We start from the raw sequence: 2,670 nt of genomic DNA, 5'->3' as shown, positions 1-2,670 counted from the left end.
CTGCAGCTGACCCGGCAGCGTCGTAGTGCCGGCATCGACAGCGACCTGCAGGTGCGCCAGGCCGAAGCCCGCGTGCCGGCCGCACAGCAGCAGTTGCTGGCGGCGCAGCAGCGCATCGATGCCGGGCGCACGGCGCTGGCCGCGCTGGTCGGCAAGGGCCCGGACCGCGGCCTGTCGATCGAACGCCCGCGGGCGATGAACCCGCTGGCCCTGCAGTTGCCGGGCGTGGTGCCCAGTGAACTGCTCGGCCGTCGCCCCGACATCGTCGCCGCGCGCTGGCGGGTGGAAGCGGCCGACAAGCAGATCAAGGTCGCCAAGACCCGGTTCTACCCGAGCCTCAACCTGACCGCGCTGGCCGGCGTGGTCGCACCGAATGTCGGCGACCTGCTGCAGAGCAGTTCCAGCTTCGCCTACATCGGCCCGGCGCTGAGCCTGCCGATCTTCGAAGGCGGCAAGCTGCGGGCCAACCTGGCCAACACCGATGCGCAGTACGACCTGGCCGTGGCGAACTACAACCAGGCGGTGCTCGATGCACTGCGCGACGTGGCCGACCAGGTCAACGCGGTGCGCTCACTGGCGCAGCAGGCGCAGTCGCAGCAGCAGGCGGTGGATACCGCACGCGCTGCATTCGACCTGGCCCAGCAGCGCTATCGCGCTGGCATCGGCAGCTACCTGGACGTGTTGACCGCGCAGTCCACCCTGCTGCAGTCGCAGCAGCAGCTGGCCGGCCTGCAGTCGCAGCAGCTGCAGACCTCGGTGCGCCTGAGCAAGGCGCTCGGCGGTGGTTTCCAGCCCAGTGACGCTGATGCCGCACCGCTTGCTTCCCATTCCGATTCCTCGCATTCCTGAAGACGCCTGCCATGAGCCAGACCCAAGACACTGCGGCCCCCGCCGCCCCCAACCGCCGCGGCAAGCTGTTGCGCGGCCTGTTCGTGATCGTCGTGCTGCTGCTGGCGGCACTGGCGCTGTGGTACTTCATGTTCGGCCGTTGGTTCGAAGAGACCGACGACGCCTACGTGCAGGGCAACCAGGTGCAGATCACCCCGCTGGTGGCCGGTACCGTGGTCGCCATCAACGCCGATGACGGCATGCGCGTGGAGCGCGGCCAGCTGCTGGTGCAGCTGGACCCGGCCGATACCTCGGTGGCCCTGCAGCAGGCCGAAGCCAACCTGGCCAAGACCGTGCGCCAGACCCGCGGCCTGTACCGCAGCGTCGAAGGTGCGCAGGCGGACTTGAACGCACGCCAGGTGACCCTGAAGCGCGTGCGCGACGACTTCGCACGCCGCAAGGGCCTGGCCGCCACCGGCGCCATCTCCAACGAAGAACTGGCCCACGCCCGCGATGAGCTGGCAGCTGCCGAAGCGGCCGTGGCCGGTTCGCGCGAGACCGTCGAGCGCAACCGCGCACTGGTTGATGACACCGTGATCGCCACCCAGCCGGATGTGCAGGCYGCCGCCGCGCAGCTGCGCCAGGCCTTCCTCAACAATGCACGTTCGGGCATCGTCGCGCCGGTCACCGGCTATGTCGCCCGTCGTTCGGTGCAGGTTGGCCAGCGCGTGCAGCCGGGCAATGCGCTGATGGCGGTGGTGCCGACCGAGCAGATGTGGGTCGAAGCCAACTTCAAGGAAACCCAGCTGCGGCACATGCGCCTGGGCCAGGAAGTGGAGCTGAAGTCGGACCTGTATGCCGGCGACGTCAAGTACAAGGGCCGCATCGACAGCCTGGGCCTGGGCACCGGCTCGGCGTTCTCGCTGCTGCCGGCGCAGAACGCCAGCGGCAACTGGATCAAGATCGTGCAGCGCGTGCCGGTGCGCATCGCCATCGATGCCAAGCAGCTGGCCGAACACCCGCTGCGCATCGGCCTGTCGATGAAGGCCGAGGTGAGCCTGCGCGACCAGAAGGGCGAAGTGCTGCCGAGCGCAGCCGCCAAGGGCACGGTGTTCGACACCGACGTGTACGCCAAGCAGCTGCACGATGCCGATGAGGTGATCCACACGATCATCCAGGGCAACCTGCCGCAGCAGTCCAAGGCGAGCTGAGGYCGGCCATGTCCGCACAAGCTCCAGCTGCGCCCGGCTCTCCGGGCGCACCGGCGGCGCCGGGTGCGGCCGCTGGATTCCTGCCACCCAGTGTGGCCCTGTGCACCGTGGGCCTGGCGATGGCCTCGTTCATGCAGGTGCTCGACACCACCATCGCCAACGTCTCGCTGCCGACCATCGCCGGTAATCTTGGCGCCAGTTCGCAGCAGGCGACGTGGGTCATCACCTCGTTCGCGGTCAGCACCGCGATCGCGCTGCCGCTGACCGGCTGGCTCAGCCGTCGCTTCGGCGAGCGCAAGCTGTTCGTGTGGGCCACGCTGGCCTTCGTGATCACCTCGCTGCTGTGCGGCCTGGCCCAGAGCATGGGCATGCTGGTGCTGTCGCGTGCGCTGCAGGGCTTCGTCGCCGGCCCGATGTACCCGATCACCCAGTCGCTGCTGGTCTCGATCTATCCACGGGAGAAACGCGGGCAGGCGCTGGCGCTGCTGGCGATGATCACCGTGGTGGCGCCGATCTGCGGGCCGATCCTCGGTGGTTGGATCACCGACAACTACAGCTGGGAATGGATCTTCCTGATCAACGTGCCGCTGGGCATCTTCGCTGCGCTGGTGGTGGGCAACCAGTTGAAGGG

The 2,670-nt window shown here is 68.5% G+C and carries 1 protein-coding gene and 2 pseudogenes; all 3 read left to right on the top strand.

Features of this window, described 5'->3' with window-relative positions; translation table 11 throughout:
• Nucleotides 1–849 (top strand): annotated as a pseudogene (emrC, locus tag AC1VAN_RS17855) (multidrug efflux transporter outer membrane subunit EmrC); the annotation flags it as partial.
• 11 nt (nucleotides 850–860) lie between these two features.
• A complete protein-coding gene (gene emrA / locus AC1VAN_RS17850; RefSeq protein WP_025877623.1) occupies nucleotides 861–2,039 on the top strand; it encodes a multidrug efflux MFS transporter periplasmic adaptor subunit EmrA in 1,179 nt (392 codons plus the stop codon).
• A gap of 8 nt (nucleotides 2,040–2,047) precedes the next feature.
• A pseudogene (gene emrB / locus AC1VAN_RS17845) lies at nucleotides 2,048–2,670 on the top strand (multidrug efflux MFS transporter permease subunit EmrB); the annotation flags it as partial.

This window comes from Stenotrophomonas sp. 05L44_2 (assembly GCF_056665995.1).
This window is presented reverse-complemented; position numbering and strand designations above follow the sequence as displayed.